The organism is Thermomonas sp. S9 (assembly GCF_024704365.1).
Lineage (GTDB): Bacteria > Pseudomonadota > Gammaproteobacteria > Xanthomonadales > Xanthomonadaceae > Thermomonas.
Genome location: NZ_JAJDFY010000001.1, coordinates 99,482 through 113,257 on the forward strand (window position 1 = coordinate 99,482; position 13,776 = coordinate 113,257).

Annotated in this window: 11 protein-coding genes and 4 pseudogenes; 11 read left to right on the forward strand and 4 right to left on the reverse strand. The window is 70.1% G+C overall.

The features are described 5' to 3' along the window. The first annotated feature begins 42 nt into the window (after positions 1-42). The 4 genes and pseudogenes from LJB71_RS00570 (at position 43) to LJB71_RS00585 (ending at position 3,188) form a co-directional block, all read left to right on the forward strand. Positions 43-435, forward strand: a complete 393-nt coding sequence (locus LJB71_RS00570; protein WP_114961013.1) for a DUF4124 domain-containing protein — start codon at positions 43-45, stop codon at positions 433-435. Between the two features lie 7 nt (positions 436-442). Continuing rightward, on the forward strand, positions 443-712 hold the full coding sequence (locus LJB71_RS00575; RefSeq protein ID WP_114961014.1) for a DUF4124 domain-containing protein: 270 nt from the start codon (positions 443-445) through the stop codon (positions 710-712). A 250-nt stretch (positions 713-962) separates the two neighbouring features. After that, positions 963-2,670 (forward strand): annotated as a pseudogene (locus tag LJB71_RS00580) (proline--tRNA ligase). 152 nt (positions 2,671-2,822) lie between these two features. Further along, positions 2,823-3,188 carry an H-NS histone family protein gene (locus LJB71_RS00585; protein WP_259302693.1) on the forward strand — a complete coding sequence of 122 codons (366 nt, stop codon included), beginning with the start codon at positions 2,823-2,825 and terminating at the stop codon, positions 3,186-3,188. A gap of 135 nt (positions 3,189-3,323) precedes the next feature. On the opposite strand, the gene LJB71_RS00590 is transcribed toward LJB71_RS00585, so the two are convergent. Further along, positions 3,324-4,574, reverse strand: a complete 1,251-nt coding sequence (locus tag LJB71_RS00590; protein WP_259302694.1) for a threonine/serine exporter family protein — start codon at positions 4,572-4,574, stop codon at positions 3,324-3,326. Between the two features lie 68 nt (positions 4,575-4,642). Here LJB71_RS00590 and LJB71_RS00595 point away from each other — a divergent pair, with 68 nt between their 5' ends. The 5 genes and pseudogenes from LJB71_RS00595 to LJB71_RS00615 all read left to right on the forward strand — a co-directional run bounded on the left by LJB71_RS00595 (position 4,643) and on the right by LJB71_RS00615 (position 9,969). Continuing rightward, entirely contained in the window at positions 4,643-5,764 is a 1,122-nt protein-coding gene (locus tag LJB71_RS00595) for an ABC transporter permease (RefSeq protein ID WP_259302695.1), read from the forward strand. Between the two features lie 26 nt (positions 5,765-5,790). Further along, positions 5,791-6,586, forward strand: a pseudogene (locus tag LJB71_RS00600) (ATP-binding cassette domain-containing protein). Between the two features lie 45 nt (positions 6,587-6,631). After that, complete coding sequence (locus tag LJB71_RS00605) at positions 6,632-7,558, forward strand: MlaD family protein (protein WP_259302697.1); 927 nt, start codon at positions 6,632-6,634, stop codon at positions 7,556-7,558. Between the two features lie 204 nt (positions 7,559-7,762). Continuing rightward, positions 7,763-8,197, forward strand: a complete 435-nt coding sequence (locus LJB71_RS00610; protein ID WP_259302698.1) for an ABC-type transport auxiliary lipoprotein family protein — start codon at positions 7,763-7,765, stop codon at positions 8,195-8,197. Positions 8,198-8,291: 94 nt separating this feature from the next. Then, a pseudogene (locus LJB71_RS00615) lies at positions 8,292-9,969 on the forward strand (electron transfer flavoprotein-ubiquinone oxidoreductase). Between the two features lie 25 nt (positions 9,970-9,994). Here LJB71_RS00615 and LJB71_RS00620 read toward each other — a convergent pair. The 3 genes and pseudogenes from LJB71_RS00620 to LJB71_RS00630 form a co-directional block, all read right to left on the reverse strand. After that, positions 9,995-10,210: a hypothetical protein gene (locus LJB71_RS00620; RefSeq protein ID WP_259302699.1), complete on the reverse strand. Its 216-nt coding sequence runs from the start codon at positions 10,208-10,210 to the stop codon at positions 9,995-9,997. A gap of 147 nt (positions 10,211-10,357) precedes the next feature. Next, positions 10,358-10,984: pseudogene (locus LJB71_RS00625) on the reverse strand (CoA transferase subunit B). A gap of 1 nt (position 10,985) precedes the next feature. Continuing rightward, positions 10,986-11,711, reverse strand: a complete 726-nt coding sequence (locus tag LJB71_RS00630) for a CoA transferase subunit A (RefSeq protein WP_259304693.1) — start codon at positions 11,709-11,711, stop codon at positions 10,986-10,988. 180 nt (positions 11,712-11,891) lie between these two features. On the opposite strand from LJB71_RS00630, the gene LJB71_RS00635 reads away from it, so the two are divergent. Beyond that, positions 11,892-12,638 carry an electron transfer flavoprotein subunit beta/FixA family protein gene (locus tag LJB71_RS00635; protein WP_259302701.1) on the forward strand — a complete coding sequence of 249 codons (747 nt, stop codon included), beginning with the start codon at positions 11,892-11,894 and terminating at the stop codon, positions 12,636-12,638. After that, the gene (locus LJB71_RS00640; protein ID WP_259302702.1) at positions 12,638-13,579 is read left to right on the forward strand and encodes an electron transfer flavoprotein subunit alpha/FixB family protein; all 942 of its coding nucleotides are present in this window, start codon (positions 12,638-12,640) and stop codon (positions 13,577-13,579) included. The genes LJB71_RS00635 and LJB71_RS00640 overlap by 1 nt, the downstream gene beginning before the upstream one ends. Positions 13,580-13,776: the final 197 nt, after the last annotated feature.

The window sequence follows — 13,776 nt, forward strand, 5'->3', positions numbered from 1 at the left end:
CGGCGCGGTGCTGCAATCGGCCGGCATTCCCCGGAGCCCGCCATGACCCTCGCCCGTTTCCTCGTCCTGTCCGTGCTGGCCGCCGCGCTGGCCGCGCCGGCCACGGCCCAGCAGCAGCAGCGCGTGTACCAGTGGAAGGACGCCAGCGGCGTCACCCACTACACCGACACCCCGCCCAGCAGCGCCCACCAGACCCGCGACATCGACGTACGCACCGGCACCACCGCGCCCAGCGAGCCCAAGCAGGCCGCCGAGAGCGAGCAGTGCACCAATGCCCGCGCCAATCTCAAGCGCCTGCAGAGCGGGGAGCCGATCGGCTACGACAGCAACGGCGACGGCAAGCCCGACCGCAACCTCAGCGCCGACGAGCGCAAGGCCCAGACCGAGCTGAACGCGGCCGCGGTGAAGGCGTTCTGCCCGCCGGGCAAGTCCTGAGGCCCGTATGAAGCAGTGGTTCTGGATGGTGCTGCTGGCGGTGGCCGCGGCGGCCGCGGCCCGCTGGTGGTACACGGTCGAGATGCCGCGGCGGGCGCATGAGCGCGAGGCCGCCGCCGAGGCCGCGGCGATCCAGGCCGAGCGCGCAGACGCGCTGTACCGCTGGCGCGACGACGACGGCACGTTGCACGTCAGCGACGAACCGCCGAAGAACCACCGCTACGAGCGCATCCGCAAGACCCCGAAGGACGGCATCGAGGTCGACGGCACGCGCTGATCGCGCGGGCGCCCGTCCAGCCCGGTTCGCGCACAGACCATCCCCGTTCGCGGCGCGCCATACCCCCGCACGTGGAATGCGACACGCCTGTCGCCGGGGGAGCCGCATCCCGTTCGTGGTGAGCCTGTCGAACCACGGACGGGATACCCGCCCTGCACGCCCTTCCGCAGGCCCAGGGTGGACGCTCGCAGGGTCCACGGTGCGCGCGCATGGCAAAATGCGCGTTCCGCCCCGTGTCGAAGTCCTCCGCATGCGCCTGTCGCAGTTCCACCTCCGCACCGAAAAGGAAACCCCGGCCGAAGCCGAGATCGTCAGCCACAAGCTGATGCTCAAGGCCGGCATGATCCGCAAGCTGGCCGCCGGCCTGTACACCTGGTCGCCGCTGGGCCTGCGCGTGCTGCGCAAGGTGGAGGCCGTGGTGCGCGAGGAAATGGACCGCGCTGGCGCGATCGAAATGGCGATGCCCTCGGTGCAGCCGAAGGAGCTGTGGGAGGAAACCGGGCGCTGGGCGAAGTTCGGCCCGCAGCTGCTGAAGATCCGCGACCGCAAGGAGCAGGAATACTGCTTCACCCCGACCGCCGAGGAAGCGGTCACCGATTTCTTCCGCCAGGAATTCTCCAGCTACAAGCAGCTGCCGGTGAATCTCTACCAGATCACCACCAAGTTCCGCGACGAGATCCGTCCGCGCTTCGGGGTGATGCGTGCGCGCGAATTCCTGATGAAGGACGCCTATTCCTTCCATATCGACGAGGATTCGCTGCGCGTCGAATACCGCAACATGTACGACGCCTATTCGCGCATCTTCACCCGGCTGGGGCTGAAGTTCCGCGCGGTGGCGGCGGATACCGGCGCGATCGGCGGCAGCGCCTCGCACGAGTTCCAGGTCCTGGCCGATTCCGGCGAGGACGCACTGGCCTATAGCGATGCCTCCGATTTCGCGGCCAACGTGGAGCTGGCCGAAGCGGTGGCGCCTGGTCCGCGCGCGGCCGCGGGCGAACCCCTGCGCGAAGTCGCCACCCCGACGCAGAAAACCTGCGAGGACGTCGCCGCGCTGCTGGGCATCCCGCTGGCGCGCACGGTGAAATCGGTGGCGGTGATGGGCACGGGCGACGACGGCGCGCCGCAATTCACCCTGGCGCTGGTGCGCGGCGACCACGTGGTGAATGAAATCAAGCTGGCGAAACTGCCGGGGCTGGCCGATTACCGGCTGGCGAGCGAGGCGGAGATCCTGGAATACCTCGGCTGCGAACCGGGCTTCCTCGGCCCGCTGCAGCCGCGCCGGCCGATCCGGGTGATCGCCGACCGCACGGTGGCGGCGATGGCCGATTTCGTGGTCGGCGCCAACAAGCCCGGATTCCACCTGGCCGGCGTCAACTGGGGCCGCGACCTGCCCGAACCCGAAGTGGCGGACATCCGCAACGTGGTCGAGGGGGACCCCTCGCCGGACGGCAAGGGCGTGCTGCGGATGGCGCGCGGGATCGAGGTCGGCCATGTGTTCGCGCTTGGCCGCAAGTATTCCGAAGCGATGCACTGCAGCGTGCTGGACGCGGCCGGCAAGGCTGTGGCCCCGGCGATGGGCTGCTACGGGATCGGCGTCTCGCGGATCGTGGCCGCGGCGATCGAGCAGAACCACGACGCGGCCGGCATCGTGGCCGCCGGCGATGGCGCCGTGGCGGGTGGTGGTATGCGTGATCAATCCCAAGAATGACCCGGCGGTGACCGCCGCGGCGGAAGCGCTGTATGCGGAATTGAACGCGGCCGGGCTGGATGCCGCGCTCGACGACCGCGGCCTGCGCCCCGGCGCGATGTTCGCGGATATCGAATTGATCGGCATTCCGCATCGGGTGGTGGTCTCCGCGCGCGGGCTGGATGCCGGCACGTTCGAATACCGCGCGCGCACCGCCAGTGAATCCGAACAGCTGGACCGCGCCGCGCTGCTGGAAAAGCTCCGCGCCTGAACCCAGCCTCCACGGCTTCCTGAACGCATATTCCGGGAATCCCGCGGGATTCCCGGAAGAATCTGCGCGGATGGAATGAATCGGAGTATGATCCGCGCATCCAACGGACTGGATACTCCCTTCATTCCAAAAAGTCGAAACCCACCATGAGCATGAATATCGACACTCTCAGCCCGCAGGAACTGGCCGCCCTGATCGCGCGCGCCAACAAGCGCAAGAAACTGCTGGCCAAGCGCAAGCCCGCCGCGCAAACCAAGGCCGCGGTGGCCAAACTGCTGAAAAGCGCCGGCTGGACCTTCGAGGAGCTGTACGGCAAGTCCGGCGGTAGCAGCGTGCCGGCCGCGGCGAAGAAGCCGCGCAAGGCCGCCGCCAAGCGTAGCGCTGGCAAGGTGCCGCCGAAGTACCGCAATCCGGCGAACGAAAAGGAAACCTGGACCGGCCGCGGGCGCCCGCCGCGCTGGCTGGCCGGGGAACTGGCCGCCGGCCGCAAGCTGGAAGAGTTCCTGATCCAGAAGTAATCCACGACCGCACGCACGCTGTGGAACCCAAAACGCCGGCTGTCGCCGGCGTTTTTTCCATGTGCCGCAACACCAGGGTTTCCAGCGAGCGATGCATCGTCATGCCGGATGCAGCCGATCGGCCGGCGCTGCATTTCACAGATTGCGGCGCGCGCTCGCCAGCAGGTTGCCGAACAGCAGCCCGGCCAGCAGCGCCATCAGGGTATTCAGCGCGGCCAGCGCGGCCTCCTGCCCGGCACCCAGGTCCTGCGCCTGGACCAGGGTGATCACGCCGCGCAGGGCCACGCTGCCCGGCACCAGCATGATCAGGCCCGGCAGCCGGATCAGTGCGCCCGGGCGATTGAACCTGCGCCCGTACAGATTGCCGGCGGCAGTGGTCAGCAGCGCCGCCAGGAACAGCCCCGCCTGCGGCCCGAACCATTCGCCGCCATAGCGCGAAATCAGATAACCGGAAGCCGCCGCCGCCATCACCAGCGGATAATCGCGGCGGTGGGCGCGGAACAGCACCGCGAACGCGAACGCGCCCAGCACCAGCGCCGCCCATATCACCCAGTCTGGCTGCGGGCGCGCGGCGCGCACCTGCGGCTCGATCCCGAGCAGGCCGGCCAGGCCGAGCGCGATCGCGGTGCCGATGGTCAGCTTGAGGATGGTGGTGAGCGCGCCGGCGAAACGCGCGGTGCCCGAGACCAGGTGGTGGCTGGTGAGTTCGTTCATCGCATTGGTCAGCGCCATGCCGGGCAGCAGCACGATCAGCGACGCGATGATCACGGTATTGAGGTTGAGCGGGCCGATCCAGACCGACACCGCGATCACCATCGCGCCCGCCACCAGCCCGCAGATGGCCTCGAACGCCTCGCCCAGCTGCGGGCGCACCTGCACCGCCAGCTCCAGCAGGCCGATCACCAGCCCGATCGCGGCGGCGGTGCCGATGTCCAGCCACGGCAGCCGCAGCAGGCCTGCCACCGCGGCCGAGGCCAGCGCGAATCCCAGCACCTGCATCAGCCGTCCGCGGCGCCCGGCCACCCGCTGCAGCGCGCGCAGGGCCTGCCGCCCTTCCGCCACCTGCATCCGCCCGGCCAGCACGTCCTCGGCGATGCGGTCGGCCTCGCACAGCTTGTAGAGATTGGTGTCGCCGCCGCCGAGCCGGATCACGCGGGTGGTCTCGGTCTCGCCCGGCGCGCGCCGCGGGTCGCTGAAGGCCAGGATCATGCCGGTGGGGTTCACCCACGGCTCGCAGTCCAGCCCCAGCCGCCTGGCCACGCCCACGATCGCACCCTCCAGGCGCTGCGCGGTGGTGCCGTAGGCGTGCAGGTGCGCCGCCAGGTCCACCACGAAGGCAACGCGTTCGGTATAGGAAACGGCATCGTGGCGGGCGTGCGCGTGCATCGTCCAAGCATGACATGCGCGCGCCGGATTCACACCCGCATCACGGCTTTGCGTAAGCTTGCCCGCGCATGAGCCGCGCGCCCAACCACCATCCGCCCAGCGCCAGCCCCGATCCCGGCGACCCGCAGGTGCTGCGCCTGGGCGGGCGCTGGACGCTGCGTTTCTCGGCCGAGATCGGCGAGGTGCTGCGCGCGGTCCCGGACGGCATCGCCTGCATCGATGCGCGCGCCGTGGACCGCCTGGATTCGCTGGGCGTGCTGCAGCTGCTGCGCTGCGCCGACCGCCGCGGGCTGGCGTTCGACCGCTTCCGCTTCCGCGACGAGCACCAGGCGCTGATCACCGCGATCGAGGACGTGCACGACGACCGCCCCAAGGGCCGCCGCGACACCGGCTTCACCGCCGCGCTGGAGCGCCTGGGCCGCGCGATCGTGGCCAATGCACGCGAGGTGCTGGCGCTGGTGGCCTTCCTCGGCGAGGTGCTGGTCAAGCTGCTGCGCCTGCTGAAGGAGCCGCGCCGGCTGCGGATGACCGCCACCGTGCACCACATGGAGCAGGTGGGGCTGGACGCGGTGCCGCTGGTGGCGCTGCTGTCGTTCATGGTCGGCGCGGTGATCGCGTTCCTCGGCGCCACCGTGCTGGCCGATTTCGGCGCCACCGTCTACGTGGTGCAGCTGGTCACCATCGCCTTCCTGCGCGAGTTCGGCGTGCTGCTGGCGGCGATCCTGCTGGCCGGGCGCACCGCCAGCGCGTTCACCGCGCAGATCGGGATGATGGTCAACCGCGAGGAAGTGGACGCGATCCGAGTGCTCGGCCTCGATCCGATCGATCTGCTGGTGATCCCGCGGGTGCTGGCGTTGCTGGCGATGCTGCCGCTGCTGACCTTCATCGCGATGATCGCCGGCCTGCTGGGCGGGATGACGGTCGGCGCGCTGGCGCTGGACATCCCGGCCGCCGCCTATCTCACCCGCATGCAGGACACCATGAACATCCACCATTTCGTGGTGGGCATGGCCAAGGCGCCGTTCTTCGCGCTGGTGATCGCGCTGATCGGCTGCCTGGAAGGCCTGCAGGTGCAGGGCACCGCGCAGTCGCTGGGCGAGCGCACCACCTCCAGCGTGGTGCAGGCGATCTCGCTGGTGATCGTGCTGGATGCGCTGGCCGCGCTGTGGTTCATGGAGATCAACTTCTGAACGCGCACGCCGCCAGCGAAGAGCGCATGGACGCGCGGGATGCCACCGCCGGCGCGGACGCACCGATCATCCGCGTGCGCGGCCTGGTGAACCGGTTCGGTCGCCAGCTGGTGCACGACGGGCTGGACCTGGACGTGCGCCGCGGCGAGATCCTGGGCGTGGTCGGCGGCTCCGGCAGCGGCAAGTCGGTGTTCATGCGCAGCCTGCTGGGGCTGCAGGTGCCGGCCGCGGGCCGCATCGAGATCCTCGGCGTGGACGCGCGCGCAAGACCCGCTGCTGCGCCGGCACATCGAGCGCAACATCGGTGTGCTGTTCCAGGACGGCGCGCTGTTCTCCTCGCTCACGGTTGGCGAGAACGTGCAGGTGCCGCTGAAGGAGTACTACCCCGAGCTGCCCGAGTCGCTGCGCTACGAACTGGCGCTGCTGAAGGTGAAACTGGCCGGGCTGCCGGCGGATGCGCTGAACAAGCTGCCCTCGCAGCTGTCGGGCGGCATGCGCAAGCGCGCCGCGCTGGCGCGCGCGCTGGCGCTGGACCCGCCGCTGCTGTTCCTGGACGAGCCCACCGCGGGGCTGGACCCGATCGGCGCGGCCGCGTTCGACCAGCTGCTGCGCACCCTGCGCGAGGCGCTGGGGCTGACCGTGTTCCTGATCACCCACGACCTCGACACCCTGTACGCGATCTGCGACCGGGTGGCGGTACTGGCCGACCGCCGGATCGTCGCGGTGGCGCCGGTGCGCGAACTGGAAACCCTGGACCACCCGTGGGTGCAGGAGTACTTCAACGGGCCGCGCGGGCGCGCCGCACGCGCCGCCCGGACGTAAGCCCCATGCACGCGCCGCACACGCCCATGCCGTAGAGTCCATACGATGGAAACCCGCGCCAATTACGTACTGATCGGAAGCTTCGCCCTGCTGGCGACGGTGTTCCTGCTGCTGTTCGTGCTGTGGGCCACCAAGTTCGGCGCCGACCGCAGCTGGCAGCGCTACCAGGTGGTGTTCACCGAACCGGTGGTCGGCCTCACCGAAGGTGCCGGCGTGCAGTACAACGGCATCTCGGTCGGCACCGTGGACAAGCTCAGCCTGGACCCGGCCGACCCGCGCCGGGTGGTGGCGCTGCTGAAGCTGAAAGCAGATATCCCGGTCAAGGTGGACACCCGCGCCAAGCTCTCGCAGCAGGGCATCACCGGAGTGCCGTTCATCCTGCTCAGCGGCGGCAGCCCCAATGCGCCGCTGCTGCAGCCGCCGCCCGGCAGCGACATCGCGGTGATCCGCACCGAACCTTCCGCGCTGCAGAACATCGCCGATACCGCAAACCGGCTGGTGGCGCGGCTGGACGAACTGCTGAGCGAGGACAACATCCGCCACATCAACGCCACCCTGGCCAACCTCGAGCAGACCAGCGCCGCCCTGGCCGCACACCGGCAGGACATCGCGCAGCTGGTCGTCAACGCGCGCGACGCCAGCGCCTCGCTGAAGACCACCCTCGACACCGCCAACGGCACCCTGCAGGGCCTCGACCGCAACCTCGTGCAGCGGCTGCCGGCGGTGCTGGACAAGCTCGACGCCAGCATCGCCAGGCTCGATGCGGCCGCCGGCAACGCCGACGCCCTGATCCGCGAGAACCGCCCGGCGATCCGCAGCTTCACCCACGACGGCCTGCCGCAGCTGGAACCGACCTTGGTGGAGCTGCGCGGCCTGGTGCGCGACCTGCGCGTGCTGTCCGGCCGCCTGCAGGGCAACCCCGCGCGCTACCTGCTGGGGCGCGATGCACCCAAGGAGTACGAACCCAAATGAGCCGCCTGCCCCGCCTCATCGCGCCCGCGGCCGTCCTGCCGGCCATCCTGCTGCTGGCCGGCTGCGCCAGCCTGCTCGGTGGCGATCCGCAACAGGCCACGCGCATGTACGACCCCGTGCCGCGCCTGCAGCCGGCGGACCCGGCCTGGCCGTCCGTGGACTGGTCGCTGTCGATCGCCGCCCGCAGCGAATCCGCGCTGCTGGATGGCCAGCGCGTGCTGGTGCATCCGGGCGGCGACGAGCTGCAGCCCTACCGCGGCGCAGCCTGGGCGCGCCCGCCCTCGGCCATGGTGGAAAGCGCGGTACTGCGCACGCTGGAGGACAGCGGCAGGATCCCTGGCGGTGGCCCGCTCCGGCAGCGGCCAGGCCGCCGGGTACCGCCTGCTGCTGGACGTGCGCCGGTTCCAGGCCGAGGTCGCCGGCAGCCCCGCGGTGCGGATCGAGGTCGGCGCCAAGCTGCTGAAGGTGGACGCGATGGCGATCGTCGGCAGCCGCAGCTTCGAGGTCCGCCAGGGCGCCAGCAGCGACGACGCCGGCACGCTGGCCGCCGCCTTCGCCGCCGCGCTGGGCACGCTCGGCCACGAGATCGCCGGCTGGACGCTAGCCAGCGGACAGGCGCAGGCAACGCCGGCGCGCTGATGCGCACGGCGCGCGCCGGGGAACATCCGCACGCGGATTGCCCGCCCCCGGCAAACGCCGGACAATTGCAGGATTCGCCACAGGAGAATCCCGCATGAATGCCCTCGGCCCGGAGCGCATCGAACGCGAATCGATGGACTACGACATCGTCGTGGTCGGCGCCGGCCCGGCCGGGCTGTCTGCGGCGATCCGCCTCAAGCAGCTGGCGGCAGAGCGCGGACGCGGGGTGTCGGTGTGCGTGCTGGAGAAGGGCTCCGAGCCGGGCGCGCACATCCTCTCCGGCGCGATCATGGACCCGCGCGCGCTCACCGAGCTGTTCCCCGACTGGCGCGAACGCGGCGCGCCGCTGAGGCAGGCGGTGACCGCGGACGAATTCCTGTTCCTCGACGAGACCGGCGCCAGGGCCACCCCGCACTGGCTGCTGCCGGACTGCTTCAAGAACGAGGGCCACTACATCGTCAGCCTGGGCGCGGTGACGCGCTGGCTGGCGCAGCAGGCCGAGGCGCTGGGCGTGGAGGTCTTCCCCGGCTTTCCCGCCGCCGAGGTGCTCTACGACGACGCCGGCGCGGTGACGGGCGTGGCGACGGGCGACATGGGCATCGGCAAGGACGGCCAGCCCACCGACCAGTACCAACCGGGCATGGAGCTGCACGCCAAGTACACGATCTTCGCGGAGGGCGCGCGCGGCCAGCTGGGTCGCCAGCTCATCGCCAAATACAAGCTCGACGCGGGCAAGGACCCGCAGAGCTACGGCATCGGCATCAAGGAGCTGTGGCAGGCCGATCCGGCCCGGCACCGGCCGGGCCTGGTGGTGCATACCGCCGGCTGGCCGCTGGATGCCGGCACCTACGGCGGCTCGTTCCTGTACCACGCCGAGGACGGCAAGATCGCGGTGGGCTTCGTGATCGGGCTGGACTACAAGAACCCGTGGCTGAGCCCGTTCGGCGAGTTCCAGCGCTTCAAGACCCACCCGGCGATCCGCAAGCACCTGGAAGGCGGCAAGCGCATCGGCTACGGCGCGCGCGCGATCACCGCCGGCGGCCTGCTCAGCCTGCCGAAGACGGTATTCCCGGGCGGCGCGCTGGTGGGCTGCGAAGCCGGCTTCCTCAACGCCAGCCGCATCAAGGGCGCTTCACGCCGCGATCAAGACCGGCATGCTCGCGGCCGAGGCCGCGTTCGCGGCGCTGGGCGAAGGCCGCGCGCGCGACGAGCTGGCCGCCTATCCGGCCGCATTCGAGGCGAGCTGGCTGCACGCCGAGCTGCTGCAGGCGAAGAACTTCAAGCAGTGGTTCAAGAAGGGCCGGCGCGTCGCCACGGTGATGACCGGCATCGAGCAGTGGCTGCTGCCGAAGCTGGGCATCCGCAACCCGCCGTGGACGCTCCACCGGGAAAAACCCGATTACGCCTGCCTGCAACCGGCGGCGACCCAGCCCAAGATCGAGTACCCCAAGCCCGATGGCGTGCTGACCTTCGACCGCCTCAGCTCGGTGTTCCTCTCCAGCACCCACCACGACGAGAACCAGCCGGCGCACCTGACGCTGAAGAACCCGGCGATCCCGGTCGAGGTGAACCTGAAGGAATACGCCGGTCCCGAGGCGCGCTACTGCCCGGCCGGCGTGTACGAGTACGTGGGCGAGGCCGGCAGCGAACGCCTGCAGATCAACGCCGCCAACTGCGTGCACTGCAAGACCTGCGACATCAAGGACCCCACCCAGAACATCGTCTGGGTCGCCCCGCAGGGTGGCGGCGGGCCGAACTACCAGAACATGTGAGGCGGGCGCGACCCGCGGCCCGCCTTCACAGGTTGCGCGGCGCCGTGGCGAAGTAGCCGCCCGTGGTTTCGTACTGGATGGCGCTTGCGGCCCCGAACATCGCCGCAAGCGCGGCGAACTGGGTCGCGGTCAGGAACACCTGGGTGGCCGCGGTGGCACCGTCCAGGGTGAAATACAGCCAGTACTTCTTGTCGCTCGGCCGGAAGCCGAAGCTGTAGCTCTGCACGCTTTTCCAAGCCATCGCCGCATTTCCGTCGTCAGGTTCCCCTTGAAGCGGAAAAAGCGCAGGGAACCGGACAGGGCTGTGCGGACAGGCCTGCGCGAAGCGCCCCGGAGGGCCGCCCTCTCCCACCCCCTGCGCTGGCGCGAGGGAGGTAGCAGAAGCGCCTCAGCGCAGCGGTACGCCGGTCTTGGCCGCCGCTTCCTCGCGGCTGACGCCCTCGGCCAGCTCGACCAGCGCCAGGCCGTCCGGGGTCACGTCGAACACGCCCAGCTCGGTGATGATGCGGTCCACCACGCCCACGCCGGTCAGCGGCAGGGTGCACGCGGGCAGGATCTTCGGGGCGCCGGCCTTGGTGGTGTGCTCCATCAGCACCACCACGCGCTGCACGCCGGCCACCAGGTCCATCGCGCCGCCCATGCCCTTGACCATCTTGCCGGGCACCATCCAGTTGGCCAGATCGCCCTTGTCGGTGACCTCCATCGCGCCGAGGATCGCCAGGTCGATGTGGCCGCCGCGGATCATCGCGAAGGAGTCGTGGCTGCCGAAGTAGCTGGCGCCCGGCACCGCGGTGACGGTCTGCTTGCCGGCGTTGATCAGGTCAGGATCGATCTCGTCCTCGGTCGGGAACGGGCCGATGCCGAGCAGGCCGTTCTCGCTCTGCGCTCACACGTTCACACCGTCCGGGATGTAATTGGCCACCAGCGTGGGCAGGCCGATGCCGAGGTTCACGTAGGCGCCGTCGGTGAGTTCGCGGGCGGCGCGCTGCGCCATCTGGTCGCGGGTCCAGGCCATGTCAGTTGCCCTCCGGCTGGCGAATGGTGCGCTGTTCGATGCGCTTCTCCGGGTGCGGGTTGTGCACGATCCGGTCCACATAGATGCCGGGCAGATGCACATGGTCGGGGTCGATCTGGCCGATCCCCACCACCTCCTCCACTTCCGCCACGCAGACCTTGCCGGCCATCGCGCAGACCGGGTTGAAGTTGCGCGCGGTCTTGCGGAACACCAGGTTGCCCGCCTTGTCGGCCTTCCACGCCTTGACCAGCGCGACATCCGCCCTGAGTGCGGTTTCCAGCACATACCAGCGGCCATCGATCTGGCGGGTTTCCTTGCCCTCGGCGACCACGGTGCCGTAGCCGGTGGCGGTGAAGAACGCCGGGATGCCCGCACCGCCGGCGCGCAGGCGCTCGGCCAGGGTGCCCTGCGGGTTGAACTCCAGCTCCAGCTCGCCGCCCAGGTACTGGCGCTCGAACTCCTTGTTCTCGCCCACGTAGGAGGAAATCATCTTGCGGATCTGGCGGGTGGCCAGCAGCTGGCCGAGGCCGAAGCCGTCCACGCCCGCGTTGTTGGAAATCACGGTGAGGCCCTTGACTCCTGAATCCCGCAGCGCGGCGATCAGCGCCTCCGGGATGCCGCACAGGCCGAAGCCGCCGACGGCGAGGGTTTGGCCATCCGCCACCAGCCCGGCGAGGGCGGCGGCGGCACTGTCGTACAGCTTGCTCTTGGCGGATGCCACGGACAGTTCCTCACACGACTGGAATTGGAGCCCGCATTCTAACGTTTCGTGCCACAACGCCCAGCGGACTTTCGGGCAGGCGCCCGCCCGCGGCCGCCGCCGCCGCGGGCAGTGCCGGCGCCCGTCCGCTAAAATGCGCAGTCCGGCCACCAGGGCCGCCCTCCGTTCCCCAAGGACATCCGCACGATGAAGATCCTCGTCGGCTACAAGCGCGTGGTGGACTACAACGTCCGCATCCAGGTCAAGCCGGACGGTTCCGGCGTGGTCACCGACGGCGTCAAGCTGTCGCCCAACCCGTTCGACGACATCGCGCTGGAAGAAGCGCTGCGCCTGCGCGACAAGGGCATCGCCAGCGAGGTGGTGGTCGCCACCATCGCGCCGGCCGACGCCCAGGCGCACCTGCGCAACGGCCTGGCGATGGGCGCCAACCGCGCCATCCACGTGGTGGCCGACGCCCCCATCCAGCCGCTGACCGCCGCCCGCACCCTGCTCAAGCTGGTCGAGAAGGAACAGCCCGACCTGGTGATCCTGGGCAAGCAGGCGATCGACGACGATGCCAGCCAGACCGGGCAGATGCTGGCCACGCTGTGGGGCCGCCCGCAGGCGACCTTCGCCTCCAAGCTCGAGATCGCCGATGGCAAGGCCACCGTGGTGCGCGAGGTGGACGCCGGCCTGGAGACGCTCGAAGTGGAGCTGCCGGCGGTGGTCACCACCGACCTGCGCCTGAACGAGCCGCGCTTCATCAAGCTGCCGGACATCATGAAGGCCAAGAGCAAGCCGCTGGAGACGCTGGCGCTGGCCGACCTCGGCGTGGAGGCCAATGACTCGCTCACGATCACCCACTACGCCCCGCCCGCCCAGCGCAGCCGCGGCGTGATGGTGAAGGATGCGGCCGAACTGGTGGCCGCGCTCAAGCAGAAGGGGCTCCTGTAATGGCCAAGGTTCTCATCGTCGCCGAACACCTCGGTGGCACGCTCAACCCCGCCACTGCCAAGTGCGTGAGCGCCGCGCAGGCGCTTTCGCCCGATGCCATCGACATCCTCGTGCTCGCCGCCGACCCGGCCGGCGTGGCCGCCGAGGCCGCGCAGATCGCCGGCGTGACCCGGGTGCTGACTGTCACCCACCCTGCCAATGCGCACCCCATCGCGCAGGTGCTGGCACCGCAGATCGCCGCGCTCACCGGCGGCTACACCCACGTGTTCGGCCCCTCCACCACCTTCGGCAAGGACCTGATGCCCTGCGTGGCCGCGCTGCTGGGCGTGAACCAGGTGTCCGACCTGATGGCGGTGGAAGGCCCCCACACCTTCAAGCGGCCGATCTACGCGGGCAACGCCATCGTCACCGTGCAGGCGCCGGCCGACCAGACCGTGGTCGCCACCGTGCGCATCGCCTCCTGGCCGGAAGCGCCGCGCGGCGGCAGCGCCGCGGTGGAAGCGGCGAGCGTGGACGTGGCGCTGCCCAGCCACACCCGCTTCGTGGGCCTGGCGGCCGGCAAGTCCGACCGCCCCGACCTGCAGTCGGCCCGCCGCGTGGTGTCCGGCGGCCGCGGTGTCGGCAGCGAGGAGAACTTCAAGGTCATCTACGCCCTGGCCGACAAGCTGGGCGCCGCGGTCGGCGCCTCGCGCGCCGCGGTGGACGCCGGCTACGTGCCGAACGAACTGCAGGTGGGCCAGACCGGCAAGATCATCGCGCCGGAGCTGTACATCGCCGTCGGCATCAGCGGCGCCATCCAGCACCTCACCGGCATCAAGGACGCCGGGACGATCGTGGCGATCAACAAGGACGCCGACGCGCCGATCTTCGAGATCGCCGACATCGGCCTGGTCGGCGACCTGTTCCAGGTGCTGCCGGAACTGGAAAAGGCGCTGGGGTGATCCCCCGCCGCCCGCATCCTTCGCCTGGATACGCCAAGGCCCGCAGCGATGCGGGCCTTGTGCGTGATGGGGGTGCGGAAGCCGACAAGCCAGCCCCGGCCTGTCCTGAGCACCATGAACTGCCTGGTGAGGAAGCGGATGCCCCTGGCACCTTGGCAGGCGCGGGCGAATAAGGGCATCGGCTTGCGTGGCAGGGC